Here is a 16,489-nt window from a genome sequence, read left to right on the forward strand (position 1 = left end):
GGGGCGGCCGGCCGCTTCGAACCGGCCTCTCCCGGCCGCCGGCGGCCCTCGCGGCACGACGCGCCGGCCCTGCCGCCCGCGCCGCGTACAATAATGGACTTTTGTCCGTCCTCCCCCGCCTTATGTCCTCGCCCACCCAGTACGAATTCTTCGCCCCCTGCCCGCGCGGCCTCGAAGCGGCGCTTGCCGCCGAGCTGGCCGAGATCGCCGGCAGCCATCTGAACGGCGCGCCGTTCGCCGCGGGCGCGCAGGTGCCGGGCGGCGTCCATTTCCGGGGCGGCTGGGCCGCCGGGATGGCCGCGAACCTGCATTCGCGGATCGCGAGCCGCGTGCTGCTGAAGATCGCGCACCGCCCGTACCGCAACGAGCAGGACGTCTACGCGCTCGCGCTCGAGCAGCCGTGGGAGCGCTGGTTCGCGGCGACGCAGACGCTGCGCGTCGACATCACCGCGATCAAGTCGCCGCTCAAGAGCCTCGAGTTCGCGACGCTGCGCGTGAAGGACGCGATCTGCGACCGGATGCGCGACAAGACCGGCGCGCGGCCGAGCATCGACACCGGCGCGCCCGACGTGCGCGTGTTCGCGTTCCTGACCGCCACCGACTGCACGCTGTACCTCGACACGTCCGGCGAGCCTCTGTTCAAGCGCGGCTGGCGCCTCGACAAGGGCGCGGCGCCGCTGCGCGAGAACCTCGCGGCCGGCATCCTGCGCCTGACCGGCTGGGCGCCCGGCACGCCGCTGTACGACCCGATGTGCGGCAGCGGCACGTTCCTCGCGGAAGCGGCGCAGATCGCGCTCGGCGTGGCGCCGGGCGTCGAGCGCCGCTTCGGCTTCGAAAAGCTCAAGCAGTACGACATCACCGCGTGGCAGGGCCTGAAGGTCGCGGCGCTGGACGCGAAGCGCGCGGCGCGCGGCAAGCGCGACGATCTGCTGGTCTACGGCAGCGACATCTCCGGCGACATGCTCGAGAAGGCGCGCGCGAACCTCGAACGCGCGGGCGTGCCGTCGCTGTGGCTCAAGCAGGTCGACGCACGCGCAATGACGCCGCCGTGCGACGCGCCGGGGATCATCGTCGCGAACCCGCCGTACGGCGAGCGGATCGAAGTGCGCGGCCGCGGCCCGCGCGGCGACGCGCGCGAGACGGGCCGCAATCGCGGCAACGACGACGCGTTCCGCCGCACCCACACCGACGCGCCCGACAGCGAGTTCTTCAACGCGCTGGGCGACGCGCTGAAGCAGCGCTTCACCGGCTGGCAGGCATTCCTGCTGACGTCCGACCGCGCGCTGCCCGGCCAGCTCCGGCTGCGCGAATCGGCCAAGACGCCGCTCTTCAACGGCGCGCTCGAATGCCGGCTGTTCCGCTTCGACCTGATCGCGGGCAGCGTGAAGGCGCGTCCGGCCGCACCGGAAGGGGACGCGTAAGCAACGCATCATGTGCCGGCCGCCTCCGCGCGGCCGGCTGTCGCCGTCCCTGCCTGGCCGGCGAACACGCCGGGTTATTCTCCCCCGGTTCTCCCTCCCCTACTGTTTGCGTCGCGCTGTTCCGGCGATGCCGATGCTCCCGACAACGGCACCTTCATCCCGGAAACCGCATCGATATGGGTATTGCGCTGAAAAGCCTGCTGCTGGCCCTCTTCATGGCCCTCGCGAACGGCACGGCCACGGCGGCATCCCAAGTCACGGCCGCGGGCCCCGATGCTCGCAACCCTGTCGAACGGTATTCGCAAAAGACGTTGCTGAAGAACTGGGCACTCAGCGTCTGTCTCGCGCAAGTCGCGCATGGCGCCCGCGACCGTGACGACGCCAATGCCGCCGCAAGCGCGTATCTGGAGTTCGGCCATCAGCCGATCGAGGCCTACGACGCGCTCCGTACGCTCACGCAACGGTACGCAAACCGGAAATACGGCGGCTCGATTCCGGCGTCGTTCAATACGATGAAGTGCATCGACCTCTTCCACAGCCAGGAACTCGACACGCTTGCCGATCGGCTGGCAAAAGCGCACTAGCGCCGCATACATCGCCGCCCGAACCGCGCTCGCGAACCGGGCGGCGATGCGTTTCAGTGCTTCGACTTCGACCAGCGCGCCATCGTGAACGGCAGCGCCTGCCCCGTCTCGAGCAGCGTCTTGAGGCTCGACAGCACGACCGGCCACCCGCCGCGAATCCCGCGATCCATCTCCGAGCCCGGCACGAGCCCGTCGTGCGTGACGGTCAGCTTCACGACGCCTTCGTGCGGCTCGACGACGTAGGTCACGCGAGATTCCTCGCCCTCCCCGGACGGCGCGCGCCACGTAACGACGAGCCGGCGCGGCGGATCGTGCTCGACGACCTCGCCGACGATGTCGACGCGCGACGGATCGTCGTAGTCCTGATGCTCCCAGCGCGAACCCGGTCGCCAGTCGGGCGATGCGTTGCGATGCCGCACCCAGTAGTCCTTCGTCAGCTCGGCATTGGTCAGCGCATCGAACACGCGCTCGGGCGTCGATGCTATGAACGTCACGTACACAAAGGCGGGGTCACTCATCGTCTGCTCCCGTTTCGCGGGCCGCTTCGAGCCCGCGCTTGAGATCCGCCAGCGCCTGCAGGCGCCGACGCTCGAACTTGCCGATCCAGCGTTCCGCGATGTCGTGGATCGGCACCGGATTCAGGTAGTGCAGCTTCTCCCGGCCGCGCCACACCGTCGCGACCAGATTCGCGGCCTCGAGCAGCGCGAGATGCTTGCTCACCGCCTGGCGGCTCATCGCAAGGCCGTCGCACAGCTCGGACAGCGTCTGGCCGTTCCTCGCTTGCAGCAGGTCGAGCAGTTGACGGCGCGTGGCGTCGGCCAGCGCCTTGAAAACAAGATCCATTCCGCTCCTGGGTCGTTGCATTTATTATGCAACCAAATGGTTGCATGTCAAGGATGACAACACTACTGACAATACGGTGTCAGCAGCCCCCGCTCACACTGCAATCCCGGCGCAATGCAAGGCTGGTTTCCACACAGAACCCGAACGAACAAGGAGCTCGTCATGACGTCAGCAACCGCAACCCTGGAACGCGCAATCGCCTGGTTCGACATTCCGTCCCTCGATTTCGACCGCGCGATCCGCTTCTATGAAACCGTGCTGCAGACGACGCTGCATCGCGACGTGATCGGCGGCGTGCCGATGGCCGTGTTCGGCCACGAAGCGTCGGCCACCGGCGGCAGCATCGTCTACGACCCGCAGCAGATGAAGCCGAGCGCGACCGGCGTGCTCGTCTACCTGAATGCGGGCGAATCGGTCGTCGCGGCGCTCGACCGCGCGAAGCGCGCGGGCGGCATCGTGCAAGGATCGGTCGTCGAACTGCCGAACAACTACGGTTACATCGGGTACCTGATCGATACCGAAGGCAACCGCGTCGGCCTGCACGCGCCGAAATGCCACTGACGGCGTCCACCGGGCGGCGGGCGCGGCGCTATCATCGCGGTGTCGCCGCTTTTGACGGAATCGAGGTGCAGCAATGACGCGTCGTGCCGATCGCCTGTTCCAGATCGCCGAACTGCTGCGCGGGCGTCGCCTGACGACCGCGCAGCAGCTGGCCGACTGGCTGTCGGTGTCGCCGCGCACCGTGTACCGCGACGTGCGCGACCTGCAACTGTCAGGGGTGCCGATCGAAGGCGAGGCCGGCATCGGCTACCGGCTGAACCGCAACGCGAGCCTGCCGCCGCTCACCTTCACCGCGGAGGAACTCGCGGCGCTCGCCGCCGGCGCGCGGATGCTCGAGACCTGGGGCGGCGCGCGCTTCGCGGGCGGCGCCCGTTCGGCGCTCGCGAAGATCGCGTCGGCGATGCCGGCCGACAAGCGCAACGCGCTCGACCGCCTGCCGGTGTTCGCGCCGTCGTTCCACATCGACGCGGCGTTCTGCGCGAAGGTCGACGCGATCCACCAGGCGGTGGACACGCGGCACGTCGTCAGCTTCGCGTATCGCGACCGCCTCGGCGCGCACACGCAGCGCCGCGTGTGGCCGCTCGGGCTCGTGTACTGGGGCGGACGCTGGACGATCGGCGCGTGGTGCGAGCTGCGCGACGACTTTCGCACCTTCGACATCGCGCGGATGGGCGACATCACCGTGCACGAGCAGTTTCCGGACATGGAAGGGCGCCGGATCGCGGATTACATGCGGATCGCGGAAGCGCCGATGAAGTGACGCGGCCGGGCGACGGCACGCCGCGACACGGTTGCGCGCGCCACCGCCTGTTCGCTCATTCCCCGAACACCACCGCGCGCTTCGGCCGTTCATCCACGTGCAGCGAGAACACGTCGGCGCGCGCATAGTGCCCGACCACGTCGAAGTCGTAACGCGCGCGCACCAGCTCGTCGAGATCGATGCGCGCGGAGACGAGCCCCTCTTCCCCGATCAGCGGCTCGGCCACCAGGTCGCCGAGCGGCCCGACGATCACGCTGCCGCCGCGGATCAGCGGCCGCTCCGGGTCCCAGCCCGGCACGTCGATCCCGAGCGCGCGCGGCGACGGCTGCACCTGGCACGCGCTCACGACGAAGCAGCGCCCCTCGTGCGCGATATGGCGCATCGAGCTTTGCCAGACGTCGCGCTCGTCGACGGTCGGCGCGCACCAAATCTGCACGCCCTTCGCATACATCGCGCAGCGCAACAACGGCATGTGGTTCTCCCAGCAGATCGCGGCGCCGGCCCGCCCCGCGGCGGTCTCGACGACAGGCAGCGTCGAGCCGTCGCCCTGCCCCCAGATCAGTCGCTCGGTGCCGGTCGGCATCAGCTTGCGGTGCTTCGCGACGAGCCCGTCGCGCGGATCGAAAAACAGCGCCGTGCAATAGAGCGTGCTGCCGCCGCGCTCGATCACGCCGACCACGAGGCTCGCGTCGGTGCGCTGCGAAAGCGCGGCCAGCTCGTCGGTTTCCGGCCCCGACACGTCGATCGCCTGCGCGGCGTAGCGCGCGTACGCGTCGCGGCCTTCGGGCAGCCGGTAGCCGAGCCGCGTGCCGAAGATCTCGCCTTTCGGATAGCCGCCGAGCACGGCTTCGGGCAGCACGACGAGCGATGCGCCGCTGTCGCGGATCGCCGTTTCGTAGCCGAGGATCTTGTCGAGCGTGGCGCGCGTGCCGGCGGGCGATGTGCCGAGCTGCAGCGCGGCGATGACTGAGGTGGACATGAAGGCGTCTCCGGTGATGGGGATGACGCCATCTTTGTCGATAAGATGTCATCGATCAAATCGATGGAACGATAAGTGATATGAACAGCGATGATATCTCGCGTATCGACCTGAACCTGCTGAAGGTCTTCGAGGCGCTGTACGAGGAAGGCGGCGCGAGTCGCGCGGCGCTGCGGCTCGACCTCACGCAGTCGGCCGTCAGCGCGGCACTCGCTCGGCTGCGCGTGCTGTACGCCGATCCGCTGTTCGTGCGCACCGGCCGCGGGCTCGCGCCGACGCCGCGCGCGGACGAGTTGAAGCCGATCCTGTCCGACGCGCTCGACCGTTGCCGGCAGAGCCTTACGATCGTGGCCGACAGCGGCGACCGGCTCAGCCGCACAATCTCGATCGGGCTGTCGGACGACTTCGAGATCGCGCTCGGCAGCGCGCTGATTGCCGCGGTCGCGAAGGAAGCGGCCGGCATCCGGCTGATCTTCCGGCAGACGTACAGCGGAATCGCGGGCGACGCGCTGCTTCGGCACGGCGTCGACCTCGCGATCGCGTCGGGCGGGTTTTCGGCGAGCGGGCTGAGCCGGCGCGCGGTTGCGACTGGCGGCTATGCTTGCCTGATCGATCCGGCGGCGCGCACACGGCCCGCTCGTACGCTGACGCTCGCCGACTATCTGCGGCGCGACCATCTGCTGGTGTCGTCGGGCGGCGTGATCGGGATCGTCGACGAAGCGCTGGCCGCGCTCGGGCACAAGCGGCACGTGACCGCGTCGACCACGCATTTCGCGGCACTACCGTATCTGCTGCTCGGCTCCGATGCCGTTGCAACGATCCCCGCGCACGCGGCGCGGGCGATCGCGCAGGCAACGCCGCTGCAATGCGTCGCATGCCCGGTCGCGCTGCCGGGCTATCCGGTGGAGATCGGCTGGCGCACGAGCGCGCAGCGCGACCCGGCGATCGTGCGCGTGCGGGACGCCGTCGCCGCGTGCATCGAAAGGATCGTCAGGCCGTGAAAAAAACGGCGGGCAAACGGATGAGCCGTCGCCCGCCGTGCACGCGACTGCGTTTTTCGAGTACGTCAATCGACCGACTTCACCATGTCCTCGATGACCTTCTTCGCATCGCCGAACACCATCATCGTCTTGTCCATGTAGAACAGGTCGTTGTCGAGCCCCGCATACCCCGCGGCCATCGACCGCTTGTTGACGATCACCGTGCGCGCCTTGTACGCCTCGATGATCGGCATCCCCGCGATCGGCGACTTCGGATCGTTCTTAGCGGCCGGGTTCACCACGTCGTTCGCGCCGAGCACCAGCACCACGTCGACCTGGCCGAACTCGCCGTTGATGTCCTCCATCTCGTGGACGATCTCGTACGGCACCTCCGCTTCCGCGAGCAGCACGTTCATGTGCCCCGGCATTCGCCCGGCGACCGGGTGGATCGCGTACTTCACGTCGATCCCCTTCTCGACCAGCTTGTCGGTCAGCTCCTTCAGCGCATGCTGCGCGCGCGCCACCGCGAGGCCGTAGCCCGGCACGATCACGACCGTCTCCGCGTTGCCGAGCATGAACGACGCGTCCTCCGCCGAGCCCGACTTCACCGGCCGCTGCTCCTGCGAGCCGCCTGCAGCGCCGGCCGACGCCTCGCCGCCGAAACCGCCGAGGATCACGTTGAAGAACGAGCGGTTCATCGCATGGCACATGATGTACGACAGGATCGCGCCCGACGAGCCGACCAGCGAGCCCGCGATGATCAGCATCGCGTTGTTCAGCGAGAAGCCGATGCCCGCCGCGGCCCACCCCGAGTACGAGTTCAGCATCGACACGACCACCGGCATGTCCGCGCCGCCGATCGGGATGATGATCAGCACGCCGAGCACGAACGCGATCGCCGTCATGATCACGAACGGCAGCCACGATTGCGTCAGCATGAACAGAATGCCGAAGCCGAGCATCGCGAGCGCGAGCATCAGGTTGATCAGGTGCTGGCCCGCATACACGACCGGCGCGCCCTGGAACAGCCGGAACTTGTACTTGCCGGACAGCTTGCCGAACGCGATCACCGACCCGGAGAACGTGATCGCGCCGACGAACGTGCCGATGAACAGCTCGACCCGGTTGCCGTACGGGATGAAGTTCGACACCGTCGCGTCCTGCGGCACGAGCCCGAACGCTTCCGGCTCGGCCACCACCGCATACGCGATGCACACCGCCGCGAGACCGATCAGCGAGTGCATCGCCGCGACGAGTTCCGGCATCTTGGTCATCTCGACGCGCGCGGCGACCACCGCGCCGACCGCGCCGCCGACCACCAGCGCGCCGAGCAGGAGCCCGAGGCCGAGCGGCAGGTTCGCGTCGAGCAACGCAGCCTGCTTGACGATCAGCGCGATCGTCGTGAGGATCGCGATGGCCATCCCGACCATCCCGAACAGGTTGCCGCGCCGGGCGCTCTTCGGGTTCGACAGCCCCTTCAGCGCCTGGATGAAGCAGACCGACGCGATCAGGTAGAGGAGCGTAACGACGTTCATGCTCATCGCGCGCCCTCCTTGCCGCCGTCGATGCGCTTGGGCACCTTCTTCTTGAACATCTCGAGCATCCGTCTCGTGACGAGGAACCCGCCGAACACGTTGACCGCCGCGAGCACGACCGCGAGCGTGCCGAACACCTTGCCGGCCGTGCCGACCGTCAGCGCGGTGGCGAGCATCGCGCCGACGATCACGATCGCCGAGATCGCGTTGGTCACCGCCATCAGCGGCGTGTGCAGCGCGGGCGTCACGTTCCACACCACGTGGTAGCCGACGTACACCGCCAGCACGAAGATGATCACGTTGATCACCGTGTGATTGATGACTTCCATGGTCCCCTCCGGTTACTTGCGGGCGACTTCGCCGTCGCGGCACAGCAGCGTCGCGGCGACGATGTCGTCGGTCAGGTCGATGTTCAGCGTGCCTTCCTTCGTCACGATCAGCTTCATGAAGTCGAGCAGGTTGCGCGCGTACAGCGCGGACGCATCCGACGCGACCATCGACGCGAGGTTGGTGTGGCCCGCGATCGTCACGCCGTTGTGCACGATCACCTGATCGGCGACGGTTAGCGGGCAGTTGCCGCTCTTCCTGCCGTCGAATTCCGGCCCGCGGCCGGCCGCGAGGTCGACCAGCACCGAGCCGGGCTTCATCGACTGCACGGTCTCGACCGAGATCAGCGTCGGCGCGGGACGGCCCGGGATCAGCGCGGTGGTGATGATGATGTCGGCCTGCTTCGCGCGCTCGTGCACGAGCGCGGCCTGGCGGCCGAGCCACGAGGCGGGCATCGGCCGCGCGTAGCCGCCGACGCCTTGCGCGGCCTCGCGCTCCTCGTCGGTTTCGTAAGGCACGTCGAGGAATTTCGCGCCGAGCGACTCGATCTGCTCCTTCACGGCCGGCCGCACGTCGGACGCCTCGATCACCGCGCCGAGGCGCTTCGCGGTCGCGATCGCCTGCAGGCCCGCGACGCCCGCGCCGAGGATCAGTACGCGCGCCGCCTTCACGGTGCCGGCGGCCGTCATCAGCATCGGCAGGAAGCGCGGGTACAGATCGGCGGCGACCAGCACCGCCTTGTAGCCGGCGATGTTCGCCTGCGACGACAGCACGTCGAGGCTCTGCGCGCGCGTGGTGCGCGGCGCGGCTTCCAGCGCGAAGCCGGTCACGCCGGCCGCCGCGAGCTGCGCGGCCTGCTCGCCGTTGAATGGATCGAGCATGCCGATCAGCACGGAGCCGCGCTTGAGCGATGGAATCTCGGTTTCGGTGGGCGCCTGGACCTTCAGCACGATGTCGGCGTCGAAAGCGGCCGACTGGTCGGTCAACTCGGCGCCGGCGGCCGCGTAGGCGTCGTCGGGATAGCTGGCCGCGACACCCGCCCCCTTCGCCACGCTCACGCGGTGGCCGGCGGCCGCGTATTTCTTGACGGTCTCCGGCGTCGCGGCCACGCGCGTCTCGTTCGCCCGCGTCTCAGCAGGCACTCCGATATGCATTGTCGATTCCTCCGGTCATTACAGTAATTAATTCTTTAATTCGATTCTTACTGCGACGGCGAGCCGGACAGGCTTGCATACCGGCTCACGAGCAACGGCTATCACGCTGCACTTTAACCGAAAGCGGGGGTCGCGCCAGCAGTTTCCGAACGACCGTGCGGCACTGTTGCGCTGCAGCACTTGACAAGCGCGCCGCCGATCCCGCGGGGTCGGAACAGCCATCGCTGCATACCCGGCAGTGTCCGGGCGCAACCGGTAAAATGCGATCCCATGAAACCCGAAATCTGGACCCCGCACGTGACCGTCGCGGCGATCGTCGAGCGCGCCGGCCGCTTTCTCGTGATCGAGGAAGAAACCTCGGCGGGCCTGCGCATCAACCAGCCCGCCGGCCACCTCGAAGCCGGCGAATCGCTCGCCGACGCCGTGATCCGCGAAACGCTCGAGGAAACCGCGCATCCGTTCGAGCCCGACGCGCTCGTCGGCGTGTACCTCGCCCATTACGACCGCCCCGGCAACGCGGGCGCCACCTATCTGCGCTTCACGTTCTGCGGCGCGGCGGGCGAGCCGCTCGCCGGGCACCGGCTCGACGACGGCATCGTCCGCACGCTGTGGCTGACGGCCGACGAGCTGCGCGCATGCAGCGACCGCCACCGCTCGCCCGCGGTGATGCGCTGCGTCGACGACTATCTCGCCGGGCGGCGCATTCCGCTCGATTTCGTGCATACGCATTCGGTCGCGCCGCGGCCGGACGCATTCGATCGTCAGGTGGTGAACAAATGAGCAAACGACGTGTCGTGGTCGGCATGTCGGGCGGCGTCGATTCGTCGGTGACCGCGTGGCTGCTGAAGGAACAGGGATACGACGTCGTCGGCCTGTTCATGAAGAACTGGGAAGACGACGACGACGGCGAATACTGCTCGACGCGCCAGGACTGGATCGACGTCGTGTCGGTCGCCGACCTGATCGGCATCGACGTCGAGGCCGTCAACTTCGCCGCCGAATACAAGGACCGCGTGTTCGCCGAGTTCCTGCGCGAATACTCGGCCGGGCGCACGCCGAACCCGGACGTGCTGTGCAACGCCGAGATCAAGTTCAAGGCGTTCCTCGATCACGCGATGACGCTCGGCGCGGAAACGATCGCGACCGGCCACTACGCGCGCGTGCGCGAGCGCGACGGCCGCTTCGAGCTGCTGAAGGCGTTCGACCACACGAAGGACCAGTCGTATTTCCTGCACCGGCTGAACCAGGCGCAGCTGTCGAAGACGATGTTCCCGCTCGGCGAGATCCCGAAGACGAAGGTGCGCGAGATCGCCGCGCAGATCGGGCTGCCGAACGCGAAGAAGAAGGATTCGACCGGCATCTGCTTCATCGGCGAGCGGCCGTTCCGCGATTTCCTGAACCGCTATCTGCCGACGAAACCCGGCCCGATGAAGACGCCCGACGGCAAGACGGTCGGCGAGCACATCGGCCTCGCGTTCTACACGTTCGGCCAGCGCAAGGGCATCGGCCTCGGCGGCAGCAAGGACGGCAGCGGCGAGCCGTGGTTCGTCGCCGCGAAGGACATCCCGTCGAACACGCTGTACGTCGTGCAGGGCCACGACCATCCGTGGCTGCTGTCGCGCCGGCTCGTCGCCGGCAACGTGAGCTGGACCGCCGGCGAGCCGCCGGCCGACGGCTTTGCGTGCGGCGCGAAGACCCGCTACCGGCAGGCCGATGCGGCCTGCTCGTTCGCACGGGCCGGCGGCGAGCGCTTCTCGCTGACCTTCGACGACGCGCAATGGGCGGTCACGCCCGGCCAGTCGGCGGTGCTGTACGACGGCGAAATCTGCCTCGGCGGCGGCATCATCGAATTCGCGGCGACCGGCCAGCCGGGTCAGCCCGGCCATGAGGCGCCCACGGAAGCCGGCGCGCCGGCGCTCGTCGAAACACGCTGAGCGGCCTGCCGGCCCGTTCCCGATCCCCCTTCCCTCCCGAACCGCGCCGCGCCGCCGTCCGTCAGGCCGTGCGGCGCAACGCGGCGTCGTAGCGCTCGCGCGCCGCGTCGAGTTCGGGAAAATGCCGCTCGGCCCATCGGTCGAGCGCAATCAGCGTCGTCACCAGCGATTCCGCCACCGGCGTCAGCCGATATTCGACGCGCGCGGGCCGTGCGCGAAAATCCTCGCGCTCGATCAGGCCGTGGCGCTCCAGTTCGCGCAGATTCTGCGTCAGGACCTTCTGTGAAATTCCGCCGATGCGCGCGAGCAGCTCGCCGTTGCGCAACGGCCCCGCCGCCAGCGCGGGCAGGATCAGCAGCGTCCATTTGCCCGCGATCAGCGTGAGCGCGTCGCGCGCCGAACAGTCGGCCGCGTAGACGTCGCCGGGGAATGCCATGGTTACCTCCGGGTGCGTAATTGCGCGGCCGGCAGCCGCGGGCCATCATCGTCGCACATCACCGGAGCCCGCTCATGCATGCACTGATCCTCGTCGCCCATCCAGAACCCCGCTCGTTCAACGCGCACCTGGCCGGCGCGGCGGCGGCGGCCTGGCGCGAACAGGGACATGCCGCGACCGTCGTCGACCTGTACGCGGAGGGCTTCGACGCGCGCGAGGCGCCGTGGCATCACCCCGACCGGCACGATCCCGCGCGTTTCGACGCGCAGCGCGAGCAACGCCATCACTGGCAGCGCGGCTCGCTCGCCCCCGAGATCCGGCAGCACCTCGACCTGCTGCATGCGGCCGACGCGCTGATCCTGCAATTCCCGCTGTGGTGGTTCGGCGCGCCCGCGATCCTCAAAGGCTGGATGGACCGCGTATTCGTGTATGGCGGCCTCTACGACAGCCGCCGTCGCCACGATCGCGGCGTCATGCGGGGGCGCCGCGCGCTGTTGAGCGTGACGACCGGATCGTCGGCGACGGCCTGTTCGCCCGACGGCCGCGAAGGCGACACGCGCCTGCTGCTGTGGCCGCTCATGTACGCGCTGCGCTACGTCGGCTTCGACGTGCTCGAGCCGCACCTGATCCACGACGTGCGCGACGATCCCGACCGCGCGGCCGCGCGGCGACGGGACGCCGCCCTGCGGGAACGGGTCGACGCCTATCGCGCGCGGGTGCGCGACTGGTCCGCGTGGCCGCGGATGCCGTTCAACCGGGACGAGGACTTCGATGCCGGCGTCACGCTGAAGCCGGACGCCCCCGTGTACAGCCCGTTCATCCGCCACGCGCGACGCGAGGTCTGACGCGCCCTGCCCTGCCGGCGCGTCAGCGCAGGCCTGGCGATTCCCGTAGTAGACTCTCGCCCAGCATCGGCGCCGGTCGCAGCGCGCATGCGCGGCCCCGCGAGACGGATGTCGCCGCGCACCCGGCACAGGCGGCCGCCGGCTGTTGCGCCCGCCGCCGCGCCGCTGCATCGCGCATCGCGGCGATCCAGAAAATGTATAGGGAGTCCCCAATGTTTTCCCGACGCTATCTCGCGATGTGGTGCGCCGTCGTCCTGTTCGTGGCGATCGCGGCCCTCGCCGCCGGCCATGCGATCGCATGGCCCTGGCTCGCGATCCCCGCCGCCCTCGTCGCCCTCGGCCTGTACGACCTGAACCAGGACCGTCACGCAATCCTGCGCAACTACCCGCTGTGGGGCCACCTGCGCTTCCTGTTCGAATTCATCCGGCCGGAAATCCGTCAGTACTTCGTCGAGGACGACACCGACGAGAAACCGTTTTCGCGCGCGCAGCGCAGCCTCGTCTACCAGCGCGCGAAGAACGTCGGCGACAACCGCCCGTACGGCACCGAGCTGAACGTGAAGGCGCTCGCGCACGAATGGATCAGCCATTCGCTCGCGCCGACCAAGCTGCCGAACCACGATTTCCGCATCCGCGTCGGCGCGAGCCGCGCGCAGCCGTACGAGATCTCGATCTTCAACATCTCGGCGATGAGCTTCGGCTCGCTGTCCGCGAACGCGATCCGCTCGCTGAACCTCGGCGCGAAGAAAGGCGGCTTCGCGCACGACACGGGCGAAGGCTCGCTGTCGAAATACCACCGCGAGCACGGCGGCGACATCATCTGGGAAATCGCGTCCGGCTACTTCGGCTGCCGCAACGACGACGGCACGTTCAGCCCGGACAGGTTCGCGAAGCAGGCGGCCGATCCGCAGGTGAAGATGATCGAGATCAAGCTGTCGCAGGGCGCGAAGCCCGGCCACGGCGGCGTGCTGCCGGCCGCGAAGATCACGCCCGAGATCGCCGAGACGCGCGGCGTGCCGATGGGCAAGGACTGCATCTCGCCCGCCACGCACTCGGAATTCTCGACGCCGCGCGGGCTGCTCGAATTCGTCGAGCGGCTGCGCACGCTGTCCGGCGGCAAGCCGACCGGCTTCAAGCTGTGCATCGGCCATCCGTGGGAGTTCTTCGGCATCGCAAAGGCGATGCTCGAGACCGGCATCGTGCCGGATTTCATCGTCGTCGACGGGGCCGAGGGCGGCACCGGCGCGGCGCCGCTCGAATTCACCGATCACGTCGGCGTGCCGCTGCAGGAAGGGCTGCTGCTCGTGCACAACACGCTCGTCGGGATCGGCGTGCGCGAGCGCGTGAAGATCGGCGCGAGCGGCAAGATCATCACCGCGTTCGACGTCGCGCGCACGCTCGCGATCGGCGCCGACTGGGTGAACTCCGCGCGCGGCTTCATGTTCGCGGTCGGCTGCATCCAGGCGCAGACCTGCCACACCGGCCGCTGCCCGACCGGCGTCGCGACGCAGGACCCGGTGCGCCAGCGCGCGCTCGTCGTGCCGGACAAGTCCGACCGCGTGTACAACTTCCACCGCAACACGCTGCACGCGCTGCAGGAGCTCGTGCAGGCGGCCGGCCTCGCACATCCGTCCGAGCTGCGCGCGCATCACATCGTGCAGCGCATCGCGCCGCACGAGGTCCGGCTGATGTCGCAGTTGCTCAAGTACCTGAAGCCCGGCGCGCTGCTCGACGGCGGCCACTGCGGCTTTACGCTGTACGAGAAATGGTGGCCGCTCGCGCGCAGCGACTCGTTCACGCTCGGCGACGCCGTCTACGCGTCGATCGAGTGACGGCGCCGGCCGACCGGCAAGAAAAAACGCGCCTCTCGGGGCGCGTTTTTTTCATCTGCGGAATGCGCGGGCGGCAACGGCGCCGGCCGACTCAGCCCTGCGGCACCGTGTCGATGAACGACTGGCGCTGCATCAGCTTCACGAAGTGCTTGTCGAGGTTCGGGTGGCGCTCGCGCCAGTTCAGCTCGGGCATCCGGAAGTCGAGATAACCGAGCGCGCAGCCGAGCGCGACGTCGGCGAGCGTGTAATGATTACCGACGCACCACATCTTGCCGCCGAGGCCCTGCGACATCGCGACGAGCGCGTCGTCGATCTTGCGCTGCTGGCGGGCGATCCAGCTCTCGCTGCGCTGATGCGCGTCGCGCTGCACGTTTTCGATGCGGATCGCGACCGACGCGTCGAGCGCGCCGTCGCACAGTGCCTCCCAGCAGCGCACTTCGACGCGCTCGCGGCCCGACTGCGGAATCAGCTTGCCGACCGGCGACAGCGTGTCGACGTATTCGCAGATCACGCGGGAATCGAACACCGCGGCGCCATCTTCCATCACGAGACACGGAACCTTGCCGAGCGGGTTCGAGGCATGAATGTTCGTGTCCGGCGCCCAGACGTTCTCGAGCTCCAGCTTGTAGTCGATCTTCTTTTCAGCAAGCACGATCCGCGCCTTTCGGACGAACGGGCTGCTGAGCGAACCGATTAATTTCATCATCTGCCTTTGTTGAGGAACCGCCGAGAGTATACGTTGTCGCCGATCATAACCGGCCGGCGACAGCCGGTAGAAAATCGCCCATCCGGCCTGTGGATGGTTTGCAACAACCGCGCCGGCGCCGTTGCGGCCCCCTTCCCACGCCCTCTCACGCGCCGCGTCCGGCGGCGCTACAATCGCACGATGAATGCGCCCCACGAATCCGCCATCGCCGTCGACGTCTACCGCCAGCGCCGCGAGCGCGTGCTTGCCGCACTGCGCGCCGCGGGCGGCGGCGTCGCCATCGTTCCCACCGCGCCGGAAGTGCTGCGCAACCGCGACACGGGCTACCCGTATCGCCACGACAGCTACTTCTACTACCTGACGGGCTTCGCCGAGCCGGACGCCGTGCTCGTGCTGAACGCGTCCGCGCCGCACGGCGCGCCGCAATCGATCCTGTTCTGCCGCGCGAAGAATCCCGACCTCGAGATCTGGGAAGGCTTCCACTACGGCCCGGAGGCCGCGCGCGACGCATTCGGCTTCGACGCGGCATACGCCGCCGACGTGCTCGACACGGAAATGCCGCGCCTGCTCGCCGATGCGGGCACCGTGCACTACCGGTTCGGCGCGTCGGCCGAGTTCGACCGCCAGCTCGGCCGCTGGCTCGATGCGGTGCGCGCGCGGGCGCGCACGGGCGTCGCGGCGCCCGACGCGCTGCTCGACCTCACGCCGCTCGTCGACGACATGCGGCTCGTCAAGGACGAGCACGAGCTCGCGATCATGATGCGCGCCGCGCACATCTCGGCGCTCGCGCATCGCCGCGCGATGCAGGCGTGCCGGCCGGGCGTGCGCGAATACGAACTCGAGGCCGAGCTGCTCTACACGTTCCGCAAGCACGGCGCGCAGGCGCCGGCCTACGGCTCGATCGTCGCGGCGGGCGCGAACACGTGCGTGCTGCACTACCCGGCCGGCAACGCGGCCGCGCGCGACGGCGACCTGATCCTGATCGACGCCGCGTGCGAGCTCGACGGCTACGCATCGGACATCACCCGCACGTTCCCGGCCAACGGACGCTTCTCGCCCGCGCAGCGCACGCTGTACGACATCGTGCTCGCCGCGCAGCAGGCGGCGATCGACGCGACGCGCGCCGGCGTGCCGTTCGAGGCGCCGCACGACGCCGCGGTGCGCGTGCTCGCGCAGGGCCTGCTCGACACCGGCATCATCCCGAAGACGCGCTTCTCGAACGTCGACGACGTGATCGCGGAGCGTGCGTATGCGCGCTTCTACATGCACCGCACCGGCCACTGGCTCGGCATGGACGTGCACGACTGCGGCGACTACCGCGAGCGGCTCGCCGAGCGCGACGCCAACGGCGCGCTGCCGTGGCGCACGCTGCAGGCCGGCATGACGCTGACCGTCGAGCCGGGCCTATACGTGCGCGCCGCCGACGACGTGCCGCCCGAATACTGGAACATTGGTATCCGCATCGAGGACGACGCGATCGTGCGCGAGCAGGGCTGCGAGCTGATCACGCGCGACGTGCCCGTCGCGGCCGCCGAGATCGAGGCGCTGATGCGCGCAGGCACGGCGCACGACGCCTGAGCAGGCGGCTGCCG

General features: G+C 68.8%; 18 protein-coding genes. 10 read left to right on the forward strand and 8 right to left on the reverse strand.

The window, feature by feature from the left end; genetic code table 11:
* Positions 1-122 precede the first annotated feature (122 nt).
* Together HWX31_RS30520 and HWX31_RS30525 are read left to right on the forward strand one after the other, a co-directional pair.
* A complete protein-coding gene (locus tag HWX31_RS30520) occupies positions 123-1,421 on the forward strand; it encodes a THUMP domain-containing class I SAM-dependent RNA methyltransferase (protein WP_174964855.1) in 1,299 nt (432 codons plus the stop codon).
* A gap of 176 nt (positions 1,422-1,597) precedes the next feature.
* The gene (locus tag HWX31_RS30525) at positions 1,598-2,005 is read left to right on the forward strand and encodes a T6SS amidase immunity protein Tai4 family protein (RefSeq protein WP_208456097.1); all 408 of its coding nucleotides are present in this window, start codon (positions 1,598-1,600) and stop codon (positions 2,003-2,005) included.
* 53 nt (positions 2,006-2,058) lie between these two features.
* Here the strand turns inward: HWX31_RS30525 and HWX31_RS30530 are convergent, their stop codons facing one another.
* Together HWX31_RS30530 and HWX31_RS30535 are read right to left on the reverse strand one after the other, a co-directional pair.
* A complete protein-coding gene (locus HWX31_RS30530) occupies positions 2,059-2,523 on the reverse strand; it encodes an SRPBCC family protein (RefSeq protein WP_174964854.1) in 465 nt (154 codons plus the stop codon).
* Entirely contained in the window at positions 2,516-2,848 is a 333-nt protein-coding gene (locus HWX31_RS30535) for an ArsR/SmtB family transcription factor (RefSeq protein ID WP_174964853.1), read from the reverse strand. Before HWX31_RS30535 ends, HWX31_RS30530 begins: the two co-directional genes overlap by 8 nt.
* 162 nt (positions 2,849-3,010) lie before the next feature.
* On the opposite strand from HWX31_RS30535, the gene HWX31_RS30540 reads away from it, so the two are divergent.
* Both HWX31_RS30540 and HWX31_RS30545 read left to right on the forward strand, forming a co-directional pair.
* Positions 3,011-3,409 (forward strand): VOC family protein, encoded by a 399-nt coding sequence (locus HWX31_RS30540; RefSeq protein ID WP_059611111.1) that lies wholly within the window; start codon positions 3,011-3,013, stop codon positions 3,407-3,409.
* A gap of 73 nt (positions 3,410-3,482) precedes the next feature.
* Positions 3,483-4,169, forward strand: a complete 687-nt coding sequence (locus HWX31_RS30545) for a helix-turn-helix transcriptional regulator (RefSeq protein WP_059760630.1) — start codon at positions 3,483-3,485, stop codon at positions 4,167-4,169.
* Between the two features lie 55 nt (positions 4,170-4,224).
* Here the strand turns inward: HWX31_RS30545 and HWX31_RS30550 are convergent, their stop codons facing one another.
* Positions 4,225-5,148 (reverse strand): carbon-nitrogen hydrolase family protein, encoded by a 924-nt coding sequence (locus HWX31_RS30550; RefSeq protein ID WP_174964852.1) that lies wholly within the window; start codon positions 5,146-5,148, stop codon positions 4,225-4,227.
* A gap of 80 nt (positions 5,149-5,228) precedes the next feature.
* Between HWX31_RS30550 and HWX31_RS30555 the strand changes: the two genes are divergently transcribed.
* Entirely contained in the window at positions 5,229-6,149 is a 921-nt protein-coding gene (locus HWX31_RS30555; RefSeq protein WP_059611104.1) for a LysR family transcriptional regulator, read from the forward strand.
* Between the two features lie 65 nt (positions 6,150-6,214).
* Here HWX31_RS30555 and HWX31_RS30560 read toward each other — a convergent pair whose 3' ends face one another.
* Genes HWX31_RS30560 through HWX31_RS30570 form a run of 3 tightly spaced genes read right to left on the reverse strand, consistent with a single transcriptional unit; the run spans position 6,215 to position 9,144 of the window.
* A complete protein-coding gene (locus HWX31_RS30560; RefSeq protein WP_174964851.1) occupies positions 6,215-7,669 on the reverse strand; it encodes an NAD(P)(+) transhydrogenase (Re/Si-specific) subunit beta in 1,455 nt (484 codons plus the stop codon).
* The gene (locus HWX31_RS30565; protein WP_174964850.1) at positions 7,666-7,992 is read right to left on the reverse strand and encodes an NAD(P) transhydrogenase subunit alpha part 2; all 327 of its coding nucleotides are present in this window, start codon (positions 7,990-7,992) and stop codon (positions 7,666-7,668) included. Before HWX31_RS30565 ends, HWX31_RS30560 begins: the two co-directional genes overlap by 4 nt.
* Positions 7,993-8,004: 12 nt before the next feature.
* Positions 8,005-9,144 (reverse strand): Re/Si-specific NAD(P)(+) transhydrogenase subunit alpha, encoded by a 1,140-nt coding sequence (locus tag HWX31_RS30570; RefSeq protein ID WP_059611100.1) that lies wholly within the window; start codon positions 9,142-9,144, stop codon positions 8,005-8,007.
* Positions 9,145-9,414: 270 nt separating this feature from the next.
* Between HWX31_RS30570 and HWX31_RS30575 the strand changes: the two genes are divergently transcribed.
* Together HWX31_RS30575 and mnmA are read left to right on the forward strand one after the other, a co-directional pair.
* Positions 9,415-9,924: an NUDIX hydrolase gene (locus HWX31_RS30575; RefSeq protein WP_174964849.1), complete on the forward strand. Its 510-nt coding sequence runs from the start codon at positions 9,415-9,417 to the stop codon at positions 9,922-9,924.
* Positions 9,921-11,078, forward strand: coding sequence for a tRNA 2-thiouridine(34) synthase MnmA (gene mnmA / locus HWX31_RS30580; RefSeq protein ID WP_059617063.1), 1,158 nt, complete (start codon positions 9,921-9,923; stop codon positions 11,076-11,078). The genes HWX31_RS30575 and mnmA overlap by 4 nt, the downstream gene beginning before the upstream one ends.
* A 61-nt stretch (positions 11,079-11,139) precedes the next feature.
* Here mnmA and HWX31_RS30585 read toward each other — a convergent pair whose 3' ends face one another.
* Positions 11,140-11,514 (reverse strand): winged helix-turn-helix transcriptional regulator, encoded by a 375-nt coding sequence (locus HWX31_RS30585; RefSeq protein ID WP_174964848.1) that lies wholly within the window; start codon positions 11,512-11,514, stop codon positions 11,140-11,142.
* Between the two features lie 74 nt (positions 11,515-11,588).
* Between HWX31_RS30585 and HWX31_RS30590 the strand changes: the two genes are divergently transcribed.
* Positions 11,589-12,359, forward strand: a complete 771-nt coding sequence (locus HWX31_RS30590; RefSeq protein ID WP_174964847.1) for an NAD(P)H-dependent oxidoreductase — start codon at positions 11,589-11,591, stop codon at positions 12,357-12,359.
* A 212-nt stretch (positions 12,360-12,571) separates the two neighbouring features.
* The gene (locus HWX31_RS30595) at positions 12,572-14,191 is read left to right on the forward strand and encodes an FMN-binding glutamate synthase family protein (protein WP_174964846.1); all 1,620 of its coding nucleotides are present in this window, start codon (positions 12,572-12,574) and stop codon (positions 14,189-14,191) included.
* A 91-nt stretch (positions 14,192-14,282) separates the two neighbouring features.
* Here the strand turns inward: HWX31_RS30595 and HWX31_RS30600 are convergent, their stop codons facing one another.
* Positions 14,283-14,897, reverse strand: a complete 615-nt coding sequence (locus tag HWX31_RS30600) for a glutathione S-transferase family protein (RefSeq protein WP_174964845.1) — start codon at positions 14,895-14,897, stop codon at positions 14,283-14,285.
* A 180-nt stretch (positions 14,898-15,077) separates the two neighbouring features.
* On the opposite strand from HWX31_RS30600, the gene HWX31_RS30605 reads away from it, so the two are divergent.
* Positions 15,078-16,475: an aminopeptidase P N-terminal domain-containing protein gene (locus tag HWX31_RS30605; protein ID WP_174964844.1), complete on the forward strand. Its 1,398-nt coding sequence runs from the start codon at positions 15,078-15,080 to the stop codon at positions 16,473-16,475.
* Positions 16,476-16,489 lie beyond the last annotated feature (14 nt).

The sequence above is a fragment of the Burkholderia ubonensis genome (genome assembly GCF_902833085.1).
Classification (GTDB): Bacteria; Pseudomonadota; Gammaproteobacteria; order Burkholderiales; family Burkholderiaceae; genus Burkholderia; species Burkholderia ubonensis.